The sequence below is a fragment of the Flavobacterium sp. genome (assembly GCF_049318325.1).
In the GTDB taxonomy this organism is placed as follows: domain Bacteria; phylum Bacteroidota; class Bacteroidia; order Flavobacteriales; family Flavobacteriaceae; genus Flavobacterium.
Window position 1 is genome coordinate 1 of sequence record NZ_JBMOGQ010000034.1, and the last position, 19,576, is coordinate 19,576.

At 35.6% G+C, this 19,576-nt stretch carries 11 protein-coding genes; 3 read left to right on the top strand and 8 right to left on the bottom strand.

The features are described 5' to 3' along the window. The first annotated feature begins 69 nt into the window (after positions 1-69). Both ACOYLP_RS04950 and bioB read left to right on the top strand, forming a co-directional pair. A complete protein-coding gene (locus tag ACOYLP_RS04950) occupies positions 70-999 on the top strand; it encodes a bifunctional riboflavin kinase/FAD synthetase (RefSeq protein WP_422855074.1) in 930 nt (309 codons plus the stop codon). Positions 1,000-1,129: 130 nt separating this feature from the next. Beyond that, positions 1,130-2,215, top strand: a complete 1,086-nt coding sequence (gene bioB / locus ACOYLP_RS04955) for a biotin synthase BioB (protein WP_422855075.1) — start codon at positions 1,130-1,132, stop codon at positions 2,213-2,215. A 104-nt stretch (positions 2,216-2,319) separates the two neighbouring features. On the opposite strand, the gene ACOYLP_RS04960 is transcribed toward bioB, so the two are convergent. Then, positions 2,320-9,096 (bottom strand): T9SS sorting signal type C domain-containing protein, encoded by a 6,777-nt coding sequence (locus ACOYLP_RS04960; protein WP_422855076.1) that lies wholly within the window; start codon positions 9,094-9,096, stop codon positions 2,320-2,322. A 292-nt stretch (positions 9,097-9,388) separates the two neighbouring features. Between ACOYLP_RS04960 and ACOYLP_RS04965 the strand changes: the two genes are divergently transcribed. After that, positions 9,389-9,856, top strand: coding sequence for a regulatory protein RecX (locus tag ACOYLP_RS04965; protein ID WP_422855077.1), 468 nt, complete (start codon positions 9,389-9,391; stop codon positions 9,854-9,856). An 80-nt stretch (positions 9,857-9,936) separates the two neighbouring features. On the opposite strand, the gene ACOYLP_RS04970 is transcribed toward ACOYLP_RS04965, so the two are convergent. From ACOYLP_RS04970 to ACOYLP_RS05000, 7 genes are all read right to left on the bottom strand, one after another. Beyond that, positions 9,937-14,199, bottom strand: a complete 4,263-nt coding sequence (locus ACOYLP_RS04970) for a T9SS sorting signal type C domain-containing protein (protein ID WP_422855078.1) — start codon at positions 14,197-14,199, stop codon at positions 9,937-9,939. 348 nt (positions 14,200-14,547) lie between these two features. Continuing rightward, on the bottom strand, positions 14,548-15,729 hold the full coding sequence (locus ACOYLP_RS04975) for a beta-ketoacyl synthase N-terminal-like domain-containing protein (RefSeq protein ID WP_422855079.1): 1,182 nt from the start codon (positions 15,727-15,729) through the stop codon (positions 14,548-14,550). Positions 15,730-15,882: 153 nt separating this feature from the next. Further along, the gene (gene bioA / locus ACOYLP_RS04980; RefSeq protein ID WP_422855080.1) at positions 15,883-17,154 is read right to left on the bottom strand and encodes an adenosylmethionine--8-amino-7-oxononanoate transaminase; all 1,272 of its coding nucleotides are present in this window, start codon (positions 17,152-17,154) and stop codon (positions 15,883-15,885) included. 86 nt (positions 17,155-17,240) lie between these two features. Continuing rightward, complete coding sequence (bioD, locus tag ACOYLP_RS04985; RefSeq protein WP_422855081.1) at positions 17,241-17,858, bottom strand: dethiobiotin synthase; 618 nt, start codon at positions 17,856-17,858, stop codon at positions 17,241-17,243. 11 nt (positions 17,859-17,869) lie between these two features. Then, a complete protein-coding gene (locus ACOYLP_RS04990) occupies positions 17,870-18,112 on the bottom strand; it encodes a putative signal transducing protein (protein WP_422855082.1) in 243 nt (80 codons plus the stop codon). Positions 18,113-18,170: 58 nt separating this feature from the next. Then, a complete protein-coding gene (locus ACOYLP_RS04995; RefSeq protein ID WP_422855083.1) occupies positions 18,171-18,575 on the bottom strand; it encodes a GxxExxY protein in 405 nt (134 codons plus the stop codon). A 40-nt stretch (positions 18,576-18,615) separates the two neighbouring features. Continuing rightward, the coding region (locus ACOYLP_RS05000) for an aminotransferase class I/II-fold pyridoxal phosphate-dependent enzyme (RefSeq protein WP_422855084.1) at positions 18,616-19,576 on the bottom strand (961 nt) is incomplete at its 5' end.

Here is a 19,576-nt window from a genome sequence, read left to right on the forward strand (position 1 = left end):
CGTTTCTTTGGTAAAAATTATAATATTAAATTTCTAAAACATATTTTTGCGCAATACTTTTAAATTTCCTTGAAAATATTCAATTCCATAAAATCATTTAATGCCAATAAACCAACAATTGTAACCATTGGTACTTTTGATGGCGTACATCTTGGGCATTGTAAAATTTTAGAGCAAATTACCAAAAATGCTCACGCTTTGAATTGTGAAAGCTTGGTACTTACTTTTTTTCCGCATCCTAGAATGGTACTTCAGGAAGGCACCGAGATGAAACAACTCAATACCTTAAATGAAAAAATAGCACTTTTAGATAATTTAGGAATTGACAATCTGGTTGTGCATCCTTTTGACAAAGAATTTTCAAGGCTAACCGCTGAAGAATTTGTCAAAAAAGTTTTGGTTGATGTATTTAAAATCAAAAAGATAATTATTGGTCACGATCATCGTTTCGGCAGAAACAGAACTGCTACTATTGATGATTTAATAAATTTTGGGGAAACCTATGGTTTTGAAGTTGAACAAATTTCGGCAAAAGAAATCAATGAAGTTGCTATTAGTTCAACCAAAATAAGAAATGCTCTTTTAGAAGGAAATATTGAATTGGCGACCAACTATTTAGGATATGATTATTCATTAACTGGAATAATAATTAAAGGCAAGCAACTTGGCAGAACAATTGGTTATCCTACTGCAAATATTACAATAGAAGAAGATTATAAACTCATTCCAAACAACGGTGTTTACATTGCCAAAAGTGTGTTGAACGGTAAAACTGTTTTTGGCATGATGAATATTGGAAACCGACCAACAGTAGATGGAACAAAAGAAACTATTGAGATTAATTTTTTTGATTTCAAACAAGATTTATATGGACAAAAAATTACAATCTCTCTTTTACACCGAATGCGCTCAGAACAAAAATTTGAATCATTAGACGCGTTAAAAAACCAGTTAGGGAAAGACAAAAAAACTGCACTTTCTTTTATAGAAAATTTATAACTAACATTCTTTAGTTTGGTTTATAATCTATATCCACAACATTTCTTAGTAAGAACATCCTATAAATCTACCTCAAAATTGTAACTTCCATACAATTTAACTACTTTTGGTACACTATAAAATTGCACTTATGAGCATCACAAAACACAATTGGACTACCGAAGAAATTATTGCTATTTATAACAAACCTTTGATGGATTTGCTGTACGATGCAGCTACAATTCACAGAGAACATCACGATCCAAATGTTGTTCAGGTTTCCACTTTATTATCTATTAAAACCGGCGGCTGTCCTGAAGATTGTGGTTATTGTCCTCAAGCGGCTCGTTATCATACTGATATAGAAGGCAACGATTTAATGTCGGTAAGCCAGGTAAAAGCACAAGCTTTGCGTGCCAAATCGAACGGTTCTTCTCGTGTTTGTATGGGTGCTGCATGGCGTAATGTAAAAGATGGCGAAGAATTTGACCAGGTTTTAGAAATGGTAAGAACTATTAACAAACTTGATATGGAAGTTTGTTGTACTTTGGGAATGATAACTGAAAATCAAGTACAGCGACTTGCCGAAGCAGGTTTATACGCTTATAATCACAATTTAGATACCTCTGAAGATTATTATAAAGAAGTAATTTCTACTCGAGGTTTTGAGGACCGTTTAGAAACTATCGAAAATGTCCGTAAAACAAATGTTACTGTTTGTAGCGGTGGGATTATTGGTATGGGAGAAAGTATTGAAGACAGAGCTGGAATGCTGGTAGCGCTTTCCACTTTAAATCCACAACCTGAATCTGTGCCCATCAATGCTTTAGTGGCTGTTGAGGGAACTCCAATGGAAAACGAAAAACCAGTCGAGATATGGGAAATGATACGAATGGTGGCAACTACCCGAATTGTAATGCCAGAAACTCAAGTACGCCTTTCTGCAGGTAGAACAGAAATGTCACGCGAAGGACAAGCTATGTGTTTCTTTGCTGGCGCGAACTCCATTTTTGCCGGTGATAAATTATTAACTACACCTAATCCGGATGTGAATGAAGACATGAAAATGTTTGAAACACTAGGATTGGTGGCGCAAAAACCATTTATCAAAGTTATGCAGCCTACCACAGTTGAAGCTGCAGACTCACAATATCAAGCTTTAGGAGAAAAACCAAAATGGTCTCGCCCCGGGCATACTATTGAAAGAAACATAGAAGCATCTACAAAAGGAAAGTAATATTACCAATTCTTTTTTAGGATTAGAAATAAAAAAACCGGTCTCATTATTAAGTAACGAGACCGGTTTTATTCTTTGTTCTTTTCTCTTTATTCTATGTTCTATTACAGAATAATTTTCCTTGAAATAGTCATTCCATTTTCCAACTTAATTTTTACAATTAATGTTTGTTGACTCATCGAAATATTAGATGTTACATAGTTAGTATTGTTTATTTCTTTTGCAAAAAACAATTGTCTGCCTAATACATCATATATAGTTACTTCTTGTATGTTTTCAATAGAAGACTTAATCGTTAATTCAGCTTGATTACCCGCAACAATAACACTATTTTCGATATTGCCAAAATCAGGATTTCCTAGAGCGGTGTTTGTATATCGCAATACAAATCGATCATCAAATTTCCCTGCAGTCGTCGAAAAACTGTATGGGGCTGCTCTTATATCGTGAATAATATTCAAAACTTTATCTTCTAAAAATATAGCTTGTCCTTGCTCAAATAAGCCATCAACTGCGGCAATAGCAATTTTATAATCTCCCGCTGATAAAATATTAACTCCAATTGGAATCTGGTCGTTCTGGTCAAAAGGTGTTGGTCTTCCTTGTATTATTAAAGTTTCATCTTCTGAAAGAGAGTAAATATTTTTCTCTTTAGCAATGTTTTTAATAGCATCATACATTCTGTCTAAACCAGTAGTTGCTTCAGCCACATATCCCACAACAGTTCGAACAGGAACATTATTTGAGTCAATTAAGTCCAACCATATTCGGTTCTTATCTGCTGTTTCAGACTGCATTGTTCGGTAAAACTGACTATTATTATATGTTTTATTTCTCATACTGTTCTTAAAAGTTACAGTTTGAGTTCCTGTAATACCATCATTCATTGACACAAAAAAGCCTTGACCCGAGGCTATATAGCCATTAAATCCTGATGGTCCGCTTGTTGTGGCGGTGCCATTGTAAGTAATGTAATCAGTTGCTGAATAATTATAAATGAAGGAATCATAAAAAGGATTAGTATTAGAAACTGGTGCGGTTCCATGTGTCCATAAGTTAACAAATCCTTGAATATTTGTATTGTAAGTTAAAAAATCTAATGCTTTTATAGATGATGGATATGGATTACCTACAAGATTCCAATTATCATCAAATTTAGTAACAGTAACAGAATTAGTTCCAGGATAATTCATTCCTTCATAAGAACCTCTCGTAATCGAAGGCGATACAATACCACTATTGACTTTACCCGTAAAGACACTCGTGATGTTAGTAGCAGCCATACCAAAAGAACTAGAACCTCTAACAATATATCCTGTAGCTGGAAGCATTGCTCCTGAAGCTGTTTGCCAGTTTCCGGAGCTCGTAGGGCTATTTATATTGGTTGCCAATGGATTCCATCTGTATTTATATCCTGGAGAGGGAGATGAATATAAATTGTCAATTGACTGTCCAAATACTGGCGATGACCAATAAACATAATCAAAACCACGTATGCCGGAAGCTGTTCTATAAACTTGTGTATTTCCATTATTTGTTACAACTCCACTGTCATTCACCATAACCAATGACCCATTGTTTTGAACCAATAAATTTCCTCCAGAATTAACAGTTAAATCGTTTATTATTGAGACATATGTTCCCGATTTTATATCAAGAGTAAATCCATTATTCACCGTCACACTGCAGGCTTCGAAACTTCCACTGACTGAAGTATCATAATTATTGTTTATAATTGCAACTCTACTTGTGCTAGGTGTACCATTTGACCACGTATTTCCAACTTGCCAAGTTGTACTTGGCACTGCAGTAATCATTACAGCATTTGTGGCCGAATAACATGTTGCGCTATTTTCTCTTATTTGACAATAATATTGGTAGCCAAATAAACTAGAGACATCTGAAATATTCAAAGTAGCACTTGTTGATCCAGTGTAAACACTTGTGTCTGTTATGGCAGTCCAAGAAGCTGAATTCGGAGCAACAACATACCATTGATAAGCCAGCGAATTACCCCCTGCGGATCCTTCAGTCCCAGTAACTGTCATCGAAGTTGCTAAACAACTTGGTGTAAAACTAGGATTAATCGTTACGGTTGGTGGAGTTCCTGCCAGGAAATTATAAACTCCTATATCAGAGTAGTCATTTGTTGAGCATGAACCTGAACCTGTTCCTAACCAATCTGTAATATTCCAATCAGCACTATCAAAGGCAAATTTTGGAACAGTGACTGTGTTTTTTCTCTTAAAATCGACTCCTCTATCTCCTATTCCTAAACTACTTGCCCATGTTGCATTATTAAACACACCAAAAGAATCTATCATATTTGAAGTGCTAATTTTATATAATCCTATATAATCATTTCCTCCCGTAGTAAAATTTATACCAGAAATACCTGTCTGTAAATTAGCTAATGTTCCATCTCCGCCCGGTATTGAACAAGAAAAACCACTTAAAGAACTGCTAACAACATAAGTTGATAAATTTGCCAAGGTTAAGGCGGGGAGCGTCTGTGTACTATATGGGGTAGCACTACCATTAGCAAAAAATTGTAAACTATAATTTGATAAATTAATAGGCGCACCTGTTCCATTATAAATTTCAATATAAGATAACCCCCCATAAGTTGCATCTGTAACCTCACTTATAAATAAATCCGAAACTGTTGACCCTCCCTGACATGAAGTAGTAAGATTATTGATAACAGTAAATACATTTGATGCTTGACAACCCAGAGCATTGGTTGTAACTAAAGTTCCTGTCACAGCCCCTGAAGGAACAACAACGCTTATTTGAGATGAAGATATTGAAGTAACAGCCGCTGAAACTCCATTAAAAGCTGCTGAAGCTAAAGTTAAATTATAAGGAGAAACTGATGTGACAGTCACTACAGTACCAACTGGTCCTGAAGTAGGGGTTATGATATTAGATGTAGGTGCGCAAGTTCCATCTCCCTGTATTGTAAAGGTATATGGATTTTCTCCGCCTGTGAAGTCATTGCTAACGATAAAAACCGTAGATGTTAATGTACCAATACTGGTTGGATTAAATGAAATTGTAAAATCAATAAAACTAGCTCCGTTTATAGTATAAGAAGCACTTGCTGTAACTGTAAAATCAGTACTATTAGATAAAGTAATACTAGTTATGGAAAGTGGTAGAGCACTTAAATTTTCAATTCTAAATGTTTTAGTTTGAATTGATCCTACATTTGTAGCCGCAAACAATGTATTGTCTAGACTTGAAGGTGTACTATCTCCTGATAAAATACTGGGGTTAGATCCTACAACACCTTTAATATTTATTTCTGGATAAGCTGAACTTGCTGAGAAATCATTAGCAGCAGAAGGAAAAGTTGTTCCTGAAACTGTGCAGGTATTAGAACCAATGCTGATTCCCCCAATATCTATCCAGTTTGTGCCATCATGTCGAGCTGGAAAACAATTTGCTTCTGTTCCTGTAATATCCCCAGAAGAAGCATAGGTTCCTCCAAAAGTATAATTAGTGGGCATAACGCCTGATGCTGAAACTTGCCAATATCTAGTTAAGTAATCTGTTGCGCCTACATTACTAGGATGAACGGCATCTATTACTCTAACTCCAACAGTTCCCGCATAGGTTCCTCCTGTGAAAGTGATAGTTGCTGGTGTATATTCGGTAGTTCCGGAATTATCCCCTATAGGATAAGTATATGTGCCCGATGCGCTTAATGTTCTTGTCAACTGTCCGCCTGTATCATCTGCTATAACAAAACTAGTCGATCCCGGGGTTCCAACAATACTTGCTCCTGAAGCTAAAGTTAAATTGTTTGCGCCTAAATCTACATGTCCATTTGTTAAAGCTAAACTGGTATTTACGGTTAAAGGCGTTCCCAATACACAACCAACAATAGATGGTTGCCTGTTCATGGTAAATGTTCCCAAATTTTGAAACCCGCTGGTAAAACTAAGCGTTCCAATAGTACTTGCAGTTGAACCTAATATTGTTAAGTTAGAAGTCGCACTTCCTTTGAATGTTCCGGTACCTGCAATAGCTCCTGTACTTGTTGGAGCTCCTATTGTTAAATTTCTCCCATTGATATCAATAACATCAGCACCACTAGCTCCAAAACTAATAACATTTACTCCTGTAGTAGAAGAGGATATTACGATATCACTTGCCAACTGAACAGTGGTTCCTGCAGTTCCTCCCGATGTCACTACAAACGGAATTGTTAATGCCGTAGCAGAGGTTACAATTTGGGTTATTGGAACTATAGGTGAAGTAAAATTAACAAACCAAATTGCTCTGTTGTTTCCTGTAAAGGTTCCTGCTCCAGTATTGGTATAGTTTCCACCTACTTTTAAGTCATCTCCAACAGCCGCTGTACCTAAACTAATGTTACCTGCATTAGTCACATTGCCTTTAACACTTAATGCTCCGCCTGTAGTAATCGCCCCATAACTGAGAGATGAACCAGCATCAATAATCAAATTCCCATTGATTCCTTTAGGTCCAGTATTAGAAGCTCTGTAATAATTCAAAGTAGTGTTATTACTTATTTGAACATTGTTAGGATAACCTGGGGTTGTCCCTATCGTAGCTATATCCGAAGTCCACTCTAAGCTACGATTGTAAATGCCCGTCGAGTTATACTGCAACAGAGAACTAGCACCATATATAGGGGAATTGGCGAAAATTGCACCTCCTGAATTTATTTGCAAGGTACCATTAATAGTCGTTATCGAACTTCCTGGGTTAAAGGGTTGACTTAATTTTACAATGGTATTTATATCAGTAGATAAAGTAGGGCTAACACCTCCTGCAGAAATGGTTACCGGATTTGTTGTGATGGTAAAACTACCACCCGGAATTGTGCTTGTAATTTTTCTGGCACCACTACTCCAACCTAAAATACCACCTCCGGAGAGGGTTAGTGTTTGTCCGTTTAAATCTATGGTAGTTGTTGCATTTGATGAAGACAATCCTAATCCAACATTTGGTCCTAAAGAACCTGTAATTGAGATGTTAGTTCCTGTAGCAATTTTTAAATTTCCCGTTCCCTGAATAGTTAATGCAAAAAAAGTTTCTGTTCCAGTAGCCGAAACCGTCACAGTATGTGTAGTATTGGCAATACTCGAACTAAAATAGACGGTTCTTCCGCTAGGAGTAAAAGTAGCTGTAGAAACCCTTGTCCAATTGCCTGCTATATATAAATCAGCTGCGGCATTTAATGTAAAGTTTCCAATATTAATATTTAAATCACCAGCCATACTTCTGTTTGTTGCAGGCATAGTAAGCGTTGTCGAATTTTGTATTGTAACGTTTTGAGGAGTACCAAGACCTGCTGTAGGTGTTGCACTTGTTCCCGTCCATTCATTACCAACACTGGCCGAACCGCCTTGATTATAAATCAATGTTGAACTACTTCCATAAATTGGTGCATTGGCAAATGAACCTCCTGTATTAATTTGGCAAGTACCGCTCAAGGTTAAAGTAGTAGTCGTTAATGTAACTCCGGCTGCTGTGGCAAAAGTTCCGGCAACAGTTCTACTGGCTGCAGAAACAGAACTTATCGTCAATCCGCCTTGTAGAACATTTACATTAAATGGATTGGAAGAAGTAACCCATGATGGGTCAGTATCGTTAACAGTGTAACCACTGCTGATATTATAATTCAAAGTACTAGGTGAACCTCCATAAGAAAGACTATTACCCGTGACCGAACCTCCTGTATCTATCTGGAATGTTCCGTTAATGGTGGTTGTGCCATTGTTATTATAAGCAAAAGCTCCTGTAGCTAGAGTACCACCAGAATTTACAGTAGTACTAGTCCCTGCATTTCTTGTATTATAAGATGCGCTATCAATTGTTACTATATGTCCCGATTCTATTAATACATTTGTATTTGAAGCAGGTACAACTCCCCCAACCCAAGTAGTAGTGGCTGACCAATTGCCTGTTTGTGCTGATGTTATTAATGAAGGAGGACAAACTATTGCACCACTAACTAGCGCGGCGGAATAATTATATGCTAAATCTGTATGAATAACGGCATATCGATAAGTGGTTCCTGGTAAAACTGAGTTATCAGTAAAAGAAGTAGCTGCAGCACTTACTGATGTGGAAATAACGGTCCAATCGGTTGAAACAATATTTGGTCCATTAGCTCCTCCAGTCGTGGAATATATTCCTTGGTCATTCATTACTGGGGTCGTTGGTGTGCCAACTGCTGTTCTCAGAATAATTGTATTCTGTATTCCAGTAGCGGAATCTGACCCATTGGTCCAAGTAAAAGTAACGGAATTTGCCAATACAGCTCCCGTAGTAAAAGCTATTGCGGCAGTAGGTTTTGCTATATCGACAGCAGCTAAAGGAGATGTATATGCAATAACATCATCCCAATAAACGGTCGTTGTTGTTCCATTAGTATTAGATCTTGAACTTGTTCTACAATAACCGTCTAGGGCACCGCCAGTTGTGTTTTGTCTAGAAGCCGTTAAACGCAATAAAGCACCATTTAAAGCGCCTATAGCAGATTGTGTTCCAGAAGTGGTTAATGTACCTATAGTTGAACGCATTTGTGCTCTAGAACTTGCATCAACGCCTCTTACCCAACCAATAGCATGAAGATACCAAGTATCAGGAACACTAATAAGAGTAGCGCTAATATTATCTTGAGCTGGTGCCGGAGCATTAGAGGTAGTAGTGTGATTCAATGAATATACACCAGTCCTTGCATTAGTAGTAGTAATAGTAGATGTACCTGTGCCTGCATGACCAGCCCAGTCGTTAACAGCATTAATAACACCATTCTCAAAACCTCCATTAGCAGGGCTTTGAGCAAATATAGAAGCAGAAAAAAGAAGTGTAAAAGTGAGTAGTAATTTTCTAATTTTCATATAATTAAATATCTTTTCATTGTATAACAAAACAAGCACTAAAAGGCAAAGACATATAATCGGTAGAATGGGGATTACAAATTTATGTTTAATTAACTAAATTACAATGGGTTTTGATTAATAAAATGTTATAAATCTTAGATTTGATTATTATTTAATACGAATAATGCAACTATAAGGTTGTAGTTTTGATTTTAATAAAAAAGAAGCAGAAATTTTATAAATTAAATCTTAAATTTTTTAGCGCTATTTTATTAGTTACTTTTGTTAGTATTGGTCACAACATAACAACATGAACGAAAAGCTAACAGTTAACGAAGCCCAACTTAAACTAGAATATTATTGTTCGTATCAGGAACGATGCCATCAGGAAGTAGTGCAAAAATTATATGATTTGGGGATGGAATCCAACGAGGTTGATGCTATAGTGGTGCATTTGTTACAAAACAATTTTCTAAAGGAAGAACGCTTTGCGCGAAGTTTTGCCCGAGGGAAATTCCGTATAAAGCATTGGGGCAAAAACCGCATCGTAAATGAACTCAAACAACGGCAAATTTCGGCACCCAATATAAAATGTGGCTTAACCGAAATCTCAGACGAAGAATACCATGATACTTTTGAAAAACTAGCCCAAAGGCATTGGGAAACCATCAAAGAAACCAATGTGCATAAAAAGAAGAAAAAGTTTTGTGATTACTTATTGCGCAAAGGCTGGGAAAGTAATTTGGTGTATGATAAGTTGAAGGAGTTGTCTTTTTAAAAAGGATTATTCTAAACCAAAAAAATTAGTCAATCAAATTAAGGTTAGTTATTAAATGGTAATCAAATAAAACTAACGAACTACAAAAGCACCTTTTTGGATATAACTGTACCATTTTCAAGTTTAATTTTTACAATTAATGCTTGTTGACTAGTAGAGATATTAGAAGCAATGAAACTTGTATTGTTTATTCTTTTGGCATCAAAAAGTTGTCTTCCCAATATATCATAAACCGATATATCTTGAATATTTTCTATATTGGATTTGATTGTTAATTCACCACGATTGGTTGTTACAACTACACTATTATCTAACGTTTCAAAATTAGGATTTCCTAACGTGGTATTTGTATATCGTAATAAAAAGCGATTATTAAAAATACCTGTTTGAGAAACAAAGACATAAGGCGATTGCTTTAAATCATGTATACAGTTTAATTGTGTGTCTTCTAAATAAATTGAAACTTCATCCACAAAAATACCATCTGTTTTCTTAATAGCTATTGTATGGCTGCCTGCAGAAACAATATTTACACCCATAGGAACTACATCATTTTCATCAAATGGTAATGGACGACCTTGAATAATAAAAGATTCATCATTTATTAAAGAATATAAATTTACTTCTCCTCGAGGCACAAAAATACCATCATAAAAATTATCTTTTCCCAAAGTTGAATTTGTAGCATAACCCAATAAAGTAGTGTCTATTTGATTTGAAGTATTGTTTATAATATCTAACCAAATTCTATGCTTTTCGCCTGAATTTTCCGTTTGATTGGATGTTGTTCTATAAAAATCAGTATTATTGTATGACGCGAATGTAGTATTTACACTTCTCAAATTATTATTAAAATTAATATTTCTTGTATAAACGTTAAGATTAGCAGTTGTTCCCGCAGAGACTAGGGAACCTATACCCGCTTTCATACACACCATAAATCCTTGTCCAGAAGCAATTTTGCCCCCAAAAGTGGTATCCGTTGATCCTAATAAATTGTATTTTAAATAATCTGTTGAAGAATAATTATATACAAAATTGGAATAAAAAGGACTAGTTGTTGAAGTTGGCGCTATCCCATGTTTCCAAATCCAAACTGTTCCTTCAATGCTAGTCGAATTTAAAATTAAAAACTTTTCAGCATCTATGGCTGAAGGATAAGGATTACCAACTAAATTCCAGTTATCATCAAATTTTGTTGTTAATGAATTTGTTGGATTTGTAGGATCTGCATCATAATCACCTCCATTGTAGTTTCCCCTAAATATTGGGAAAGTAAACTGCCCATTATTAAGTTTACCTGTAAAAGTGGTAGTTAATCCTGTTGGTAAATCTGGCCTAGTTGGAAATGTATTTGGAACTGCTATGGCATATCCTTTCCCTTTTAACATTGCTCCTGAAGCTCCATTCCAATTTCCTTGAGTACCATTAAGGTTGACAAAAGTTGTATTCCAAATATATCTTCTTGACCCAGAGGATGGTATTGTAGCCATGTCAAAACCATCTGTCGGTGATGACCAATACACATAATCATTTTTATTTACAGTAGCTATTCTTTCCACTTTTGCATTTATTCCACTATTGGCATCTGTTTCATCTATTTGAATTAATTGCGCATTATTTTTTATTTGAAAATCTGGAATATCGGTGGTCACAACTGTTGCAATTTTTACTGCCTTTCTCACCGTTAGCACTTCATTTGTGTTAACCAGTAATACACCCCCATTAATATTCAAATCTTCATTTATAAATGTTTGAGTTGCATTTTGAAGTGATTTAATTCCTGTTCCAGAAATAGTAACATTAGAGTAATAGGGAGAATTAAACAAAGTAACTGTTTGACTTGCACCCCCGTATTCAATTAAACTTCCTGGTTCTAAAACTATAGTTGGATTGTTGTTACTGCTTACAGCTGCTGTAGCATTGCCATTAAATCCAGAAGTATTAAAAAGTTTAAAAGCTGCTCCACTTTTGACAGTAAATTTTCCCCCAGACTGAAATTGAATTCCATCTGTAGTATTAGGATTGGATACATTTGTTCCACTAACAATTACATTAGAATAAGCTATAACTGGGCTTGAAACTCCAGTCCTAATAGTAGTCCCAAAGGCTTCATAAAATTCAAAAGTTGTACCTGGTGTTAAAGAATATATACCTGTAGCATCTGGTTTTAATCCAGATCCTGATAATCTATATACAGAAGTTCCTGTCATAGTAATATTAGTTCCTGCTCCTCCAAAGACATAATTACTCGCATCAAAAATAGCTGAATCACTTACTGTAATAGTTCCCGCTACTATATTATCACCTGTCAATGTTTTGGTTCCGCTACCCGAAAAAATTACATTTTGATACGTTGGAGCTGTAGCCCCTTGAACAACTTGATTACCATTTTTACTGAACTCCACAGTGCTTCCCGGATTTAATACTGGGATACTAGTAGCGATAGGAATACTAGAACCCGGCCCAACAAAACCTTGAGTATCTGAGGTAATAAATCTTCCTGTGATATTTATTGAAGGAATACCAGTTTGAAAGATTACTTGCTTTTCATCTCTTACATCAAAAGTTCCGCCTGAAGCTATATTTAGTACAGAGTTATCATTTAACAATAAATTGTTAGTTGGACGGCTCAAAATAAAAGTGCCCCCGTTATTAACATTTAATGCGCCTGAACCCGCTACTATTCCTGAAATTATTAAGTTATTACCACCCATATTAGCAGTAACATGAGCATTCACATTCAGTATATTAATTCCGGGAATAAATAGTCCATTCGGGAATGGTGTTATGGTATCAGCATTGAAGGTATAATTACATCGATTAGCAAAAGCAGCTCTTCCTGGTAAAGTATTTATTCCAACTGAACCAAAACCCTGTACTGATCCTGTAGCTGATGCGCCTCCAATTCCATTAGTGTTTGCAGTAATGAGCGTTGATCCTGTGTTAGCCGTAAATGTTGGATCAGTAGTGTTCCCTGCAATAATGCTATATGTTCCAAAATTTAAAGTCGCTCCAGTAGCTAGTGTGAATCTTGATACAGGATTAGTGTTAATTCCAAGTGTTAAATTTGAGTTCATTATCAACGTAGAGGCGTTTTGAATTACATAGGAAGTGTATGAAGAATTATTACCTGAATAACTAAACATTTGATTTCCGATTCCATTAAAAGAAAATCCTGTTGCAAAATTAGTATTCGACAATGTAGAGAAAAATCCATCTCCTGATTTATTAAAATTCCTTCCTATGTTGATTACATTATTTGAAACATTACCATCACCAAAATCAATTGCTGGAATATTAAAATTTGAAGTTGTACAAATAAAATCTCTATTTATAGTAACAGTTGCTACACCTGGAGTAGATACTAATTCTAAATTGAGTTGAGATCCTAAAGCACCGCTAATTAGCAAATCTCTACCAATAGTAACGGTTTGATTCGGACTATTAGCAACACTCAAAACCTTCATGTATCCTGATACAGAAATGGTTAAATCAGTACCAATATTTAAATTTGCCATTCCTGTACCCCTAGAAATTACAAAACTTCCAAAATTGGATGAATCAGTTCCCGTAACTACAACATCATTAATTACATTTAGAGTAACATTAGCATTACCAGAAACACTTAAATTTCCACCTGACACAACTAATCTATTAACAGTATTGGTGAAAATACCAGTATCACCAAATGATAAACAGTTATTCATAGAAGGACCTACCGTCATAGTTCCAACAACAGAAAAGCCACTATTTTGAATATTTACATATGCTGTTGCGGAAACTTGTCCAGGATTATTCCAAGTAAAGTTTCCAAAAGCTTGACCCATATTAACTCCAACAATGGATATAGAATTTGTCATTCCAGTAACATTACAGTTGGAAGTTGGATTCCAAGTAGCAATCGGTAATGTTAGCGTAGTTGATGTAATACTGTGATTATAAGTTGCACCGGCTCCAAAAGCCAGGCCTGCTGATGCATTTTGAGTAAACGTTCCTCCACTAAATGTAAATGTTCCGTTAACTTGCATATCAGTGATTGCTGATCCATTATTCAGAGTAAATGTTCCTCCTGAAACGGTCAAAGTGGCTCCTGCTTCTACCGTTATATCATCTACTACTAATGAACCACTACTTATTATATCATGTGACATAATAATAGCCGTTGCGTTATTATCAGGGACAGTTGTAGAAGTTATCCAAGTTATATTATCCGTTGATGATTCCCAATTACTTGCTACTGACCAACTACCCCCCACAGCACTTCTATAATATTGTCCATAAGAACTAATTGTTACAAAACATAAAATAAAAAAAGCAACATGTAATACTTTAAATTTCATAAAATGAATCTTATATAATTTCATAATTAGTAGTTCCCTTATTGATTAAAATAAAAATAAAACTATAGAAGTAGAAATGGGCTTATAAAATTAATCTTAAATTTATTACCATTAAAGATTTTAGTTTAAGAAATTATTAACAAATCACTTTAATTTTAATAATTTCCTTATTAAAAGAATCTCTGAAAATTATTTATTCCAAAAAAAGCCTTCATTTATAATTATTTAACTAGAAGTAGGTATAGCATATTATGATAAAAATATCTTTTATTTTGTTATTTTATTTCAAAGGCATTTTTTTGTAACAATGAAGAGGGTGCCCAAGATATTGTTAAAATAACTAATTATTTATTCATCGAATACTTTAGAAACTATAACACTCACCGCATTCCCACCAAAACCAACAGCATTTATCAGTACGTTTCGAATGGCTTTGCGCGGATTTTGTTCCCTAACAAAAGGGACGCCTATAAACTGTTGGTGTTGCATCATTAGTATTGCCATTTCTAGATTGAGCATCCCCGAAGCGCCAAAAGTATGTCCCACTTTCCATTTGTTGGTCGTCAGCATTGGAAGGTTTTTGCTGAAGACTTTTTGAATTGCTTTGTATTCTGATTTGTCCCCTTTTAGCGTTCCAGGTGCATGCATCACGATTACATCAACTTCATCCAACGCAATATTTTGTAACGCCATTTTCATTGATTTCTGAAAACATTCCGCTTCATCGGTAATTGAAATACTGTGTTGCAAAATGTCGGTTGCATACCCAAATCCGGTAATATAGCCTAATGCATTTTTATGTTCGCCACTTTCCAAACAAGCCATAGCGGCGCCTTCTCCCAACACCAATGAGTTTTTGGTTTTGGTTAAATCAAAAGCTCTGCAAGCCCATTCGCCAAGCTCAGGGTGCCAATTTTTTGGATTAGCATATATTTTTAACGCCTGCATTTGAGCAATCGTAAACGCTGTCAAGGGAGCTTCACTTCCGCCAACCAAAAATGTATCGGCCATGCCGGCTTGTAACCAGGCGATTCCGTTTAACAAAGCATGAAGTGCTGTGGAGCAGGTTATGGAATGGGATAACTCCGGGCCTTTAGATTTCAAATCATGGGCCACCCAAGTTGAAATATTTCCTAAAGTAGTTGTTGGTGAAGTCAATGTTGGTGTTCTTCCGGTTTCTAAAAATTCCTGATGATGCTTCTCAAAAAGTTGGGTTGCCCCACGAGAAGACCCAATGTTAACACCAAATTTTGAGTTATCCCAACCTGCTTTTTTCACCGCTTCTCTGGAAGCCAAAATAGCATAAAGGACGGAATTGTCAAGTGATTTATACTTTACATCTGAGTCTCGCAATGTTTGAACTTCATTAGCTAAAGTTTCAGACAATGGCGCAACCAAAGCCGAAGTACTCCCTAGTTTCTTTTCAATAATTAGTGATCTTGGATTTAGATATTCCTTCCAAATGTCATCAGAAGTCTTTCCTAATGGAGAAAAAGAAGCGATGGAAGTTATGGCAACTGGTCTTTTCAAAGTTTTATTTTATTTAAACGCAAAGGTCGCAAAGTTTTACGCAAAGGTCGCAATGAATTTAATATTTTCAAAAATTGGCACACAGATAAAACGGATTGACGGATTATCTCGGATGTTTTAAATTAACGCCAAAAAATCTTTGTAATTGTGCGGCTAAATCATTTCGATTGCTTTTTCTATTGCGATATATACTTTTTCCAATTGTTCATCGGTTATGATATAAGGTGGCAAAATGTAAACGATATTTCCAACAGGCCTTAGAATGATTCCGTTTTCAATAAAAAAATTATAGAGTTTGTTACGCATCGTACCATAATAACTTTCCTGAGTTTCGGTTTTAATTTCTAAAGCAAAGATAACACCGAGAACTCTGGTAGTTTTTACTTTTGGATGTGATTTTATTTTTTGTTCAAAGTCTAAATGCGATTGATTTATCCAGGTAATATTGTTTTGTGTTTCGGCTGTCTGCAATAAATTGATACTTGCCAAAGCTGCCGCACAACCTGTTGGGTTAGCGGTAAAAGTATGACCGTGAAAGAAAGCTTTATTAGTATCATCTCCATAAAATCCATCGAAGATTTCCTCAGTAAATGTTGTTATTGCCATCGGAATAGTTCCACCTGTTAACGCCTTTGACAAACAAATCATATCTGGTTTATTGTCCAAATAATCAGAGGCAAAGGTTCTTCCTGTTTTGCCAAAACCCGTCATGACTTCGTCGGCAATCGTGAATACATTATTGACTTTACACATAAAAATCATCTTGTCTAAAATCTCAGCCGAATACATTACCATTCCTGCTGCGCCTTGACAAAGTGGTTCAAAAATAAAAGCTGCAAATTCATTGGTTGCAACCAAATTTTGTAATGCTTGTAAACTTTGTTCTTCGTTACCTTTTGTTGGCACAGGAATGCGAACAACCTCCAGTAAAGAACCTTTGAAAGCCTCGGTAAAAAAAGTAATACCGCTACTCGCCATCGCTCCAAAAGTATCGCCATGAAAGGCATCTTCAAAAGCTATGATTTTTGTCTTTTTGATTCCTTTGTTGTAATTGAATTGCAGCGCACATTTCAGTGCCACTTCCACAGCAGTCGAGCCGTTATCAGAATAGAATAGTTTCTTTTGGTTATTGGGCAAAATGGTCATCAGCTTTTCGGCCAATAAAACAGCTTGGTCATGTGTAAAACCGCCAAACAACACATGCTCCAGAGTCGTCAGCTGCTTATAAATAGCATCGGCAATCACTTTGTTAGAATGGCCAAACGGATTTACCCACCAAGAAGCAATCGCATCTATATATTCCTTGCCGTTTTCGTCCCAAAGAATAGCGCCTTCGCCTTTGACAATAGCCGGAAAATCAGGGGCAGTTTTGTGTTGCGTATAGGGATGCCAGTTGTATAGTTTGTCTCTTTCGGAAAGGTTCATTTTTTATATAATAGTTGATAGACTAAAAGATGATAGATAACTACAGATAATATGTCTATTAACTATCCGTCTATCATCTCTCATCTCTATAAATTTATAAGATTGTCACGGAATTTATCAGCATAATAACCAATCACATTGGCGTCAAAATAAGGTTCGTTATCGATTCGTCCAATGAACTTTACTCCGGTTTTCTTCAGAATAATTTCCTCTGTGGCTTTGTTTTCATCGCCAGAAAAAATGATACCGGCAACGCTGATTTTTCTATTTTTTAAAGCTTCTATAGTGAGCAACGTATGATTGATGCTTCCCAAATAATGTCGTGAAACCACTATCACTTTATAATCTTTTTGTATTAAATCAATAATACAATCACTTTCGTTTAGCGGAACCTGTATTCCTCCTGCACCTTCAATTACGAGGTGATTGTCTGTTTTTGGTTCTGTTACTTTGTTTAAATCAACAACAATTCCATCGAGCTGCGCAGCATAATGTGGACTTGCTGGTGTGTTCAATGCATATGCATTAAGATGGAATTGGGTTTTAGTATTTGAAATTTGGGATTTAACTTTGTGTGTATCACTAAAGTCTATATCTCCGGCTTGAATAGGTTTCCAATAATCGGCTTGCAATGCTTCGACTACAATAGCAGATGCAACCGTTTTGCCCACATCGGTACCGATTCCTGTGATGAATAGTTTCATTTAATTATAATTTATTGTTCATCATCTACTGAAAACAAATTTACATCATTTAAAATTTCGTTGGCTCTTTGAAAATCCTCCGTTTTTACATACATTTTGATGCCTCCAAAAAGATTACTGTACATAGTCGAATCAATAAGATTTTGGTCTCGCAAAAAAACTTCAATTCCCTCGCTTTCTAATTTACCTTGATAAATTACAGCTTCACTCGAGTATTGAAAACGGCGGAGTAATTTGAATTTTTCTTCTTCCATAACTTAAAAACACTCAAAAAATAATAATCTAGGCCACGGATGATAAAGATTTGACGGATTATCGCTGATTGTTTAAATTCTTTTTCCTGTCGTTTGTATATATTAATCGTTTGAATTCCGGTTCTTCGCCAAAATTTAACAAAAGTCCAACCTCTATTTGAGTAGCTTTCAGATAATTCATTATTTGAGCAACATGAATATTCATTAATAAATCACAAGCTTTCAGCTCCACAATAACTTTATCTTCAACAAGTAAATCTGAATAATATTCTCCAACAAGCTGTTGTTTGAAATAAACCTTAATTTGTTTTTGAGCTTCAACTTTATATCCTAAAGATTTTAACTCGAAATACATCGCATTTTGATACACTTTTTCAAGAAATCCATAACCAAGTTCATTATAAACTTCATAATAAACTTTTAAAATAATATCTGTAATTGATTTATGTAATAAACTTGACATTGTTTCTGCGTATATCCGTTAAAATCTGTTTTCTCCGTGGCTAAAATACAAATGTACTCAACAAGTGCAAGACTTCCGAGATTTCTTTTTCCGAATTATAACTGTGTAAACAAAAACGCAAACGTTCCTGGCCTTCTGGAACGGTTGGTGACAAAATTGGGCGAACATCAAAATCTTTTTGCTGGATTTGGGATGCGATATTTTTTACTTTCTCATTCCCTGGAATGATAGCACATTGAATAGCTGACTTGCTATAGACAAAAATTGGTTTTAAACCCAAACGCATTTTTTCCTGATTGAAAAAAATGATATTTGATTTTAGTTTTTCAAGAGCTTCCTTTTCTTTTTTCAACTGTTTGTACGATTGCAAAATAGTGGCGACAGAGTGAGGAGAAAGTCCTGTGGTATAAACAAAACTTCGCGCAAAATTGACCAAATAACTTTTCAGTTTATGGCTTCCTAATACTGCTGCTCCGTGACAACCTAATCCTTTACCGAAAGTCACGATTCGGGCAAACACTTTATCCTGCAATCCCAAGCTTTGTAATAATCCTTCGCCTTGTTCGCCAAAAACTCCGAGTGCATGCGCCTCGTCAATGACTAAATAAGCGTTATATTTTTCGGAAACCTTTGTTAGTTCTTCCAGATTTGGAGAATCGCCATCCATAGAGAAAACGCTTTCGGTGACGATGTAAACTGTTGTCGGTTGGAATTTCGTGATTAGTTTTTCTAATTCTTCTAGATCATTATGCTGAAATTTATAGGCTTTGGCATTACTCATTTGGATACCGTCACGGATGGAAGCGTGGCATAATTCGTCATAAAGAATGATGTCGTTTCGTTGTGGTACAGCGCTAAAAAAACCAATATTGGCATCGTAACCCGAATTGAAAATCAAGGCAGATTCTGCACGATGAAATTCAGCTATAAATTGTTCCGTTTCTTGATATAATTCATGATTTCCTGAAAGCAAACGCGAACCAGTGGCGCCATTTACTTTG

Coding starts and splice junctions, on each gene's coding strand:
- bioB (WP_422855075.1), top strand. CDS start 1,130: ATGAGCATCACAAAACACAATTGGACTACCGAAGAAATTATTGCTATT.
- ACOYLP_RS04960 (WP_422855076.1), bottom strand. CDS start 9,096: ATGAAAATTAGAAAATTACTACTCACTTTTACACTTCTTTTTTCTGCT.
- ACOYLP_RS04965 (WP_422855077.1), top strand. CDS start 9,389: ATGAACGAAAAGCTAACAGTTAACGAAGCCCAACTTAAACTAGAATAT.
- ACOYLP_RS04970 (WP_422855078.1), bottom strand. CDS start 14,199: ATGAAATTTAAAGTATTACATGTTGCTTTTTTTATTTTATGTTTTGTA.
- bioA (WP_422855080.1), bottom strand. CDS start 17,154: ATGAACCTTTCCGAAAGAGACAAACTATACAACTGGCATCCCTATACG.
- bioD (WP_422855081.1), bottom strand. CDS start 17,858: ATGAAACTATTCATCACAGGAATCGGTACCGATGTGGGCAAAACGGTT.
- ACOYLP_RS04990 (WP_422855082.1), bottom strand. CDS start 18,112: ATGGAAGAAGAAAAATTCAAATTACTCCGCCGTTTTCAATACTCGAGT.
- ACOYLP_RS04995 (WP_422855083.1), bottom strand. CDS start 18,575: ATGTCAAGTTTATTACATAAATCAATTACAGATATTATTTTAAAAGTT.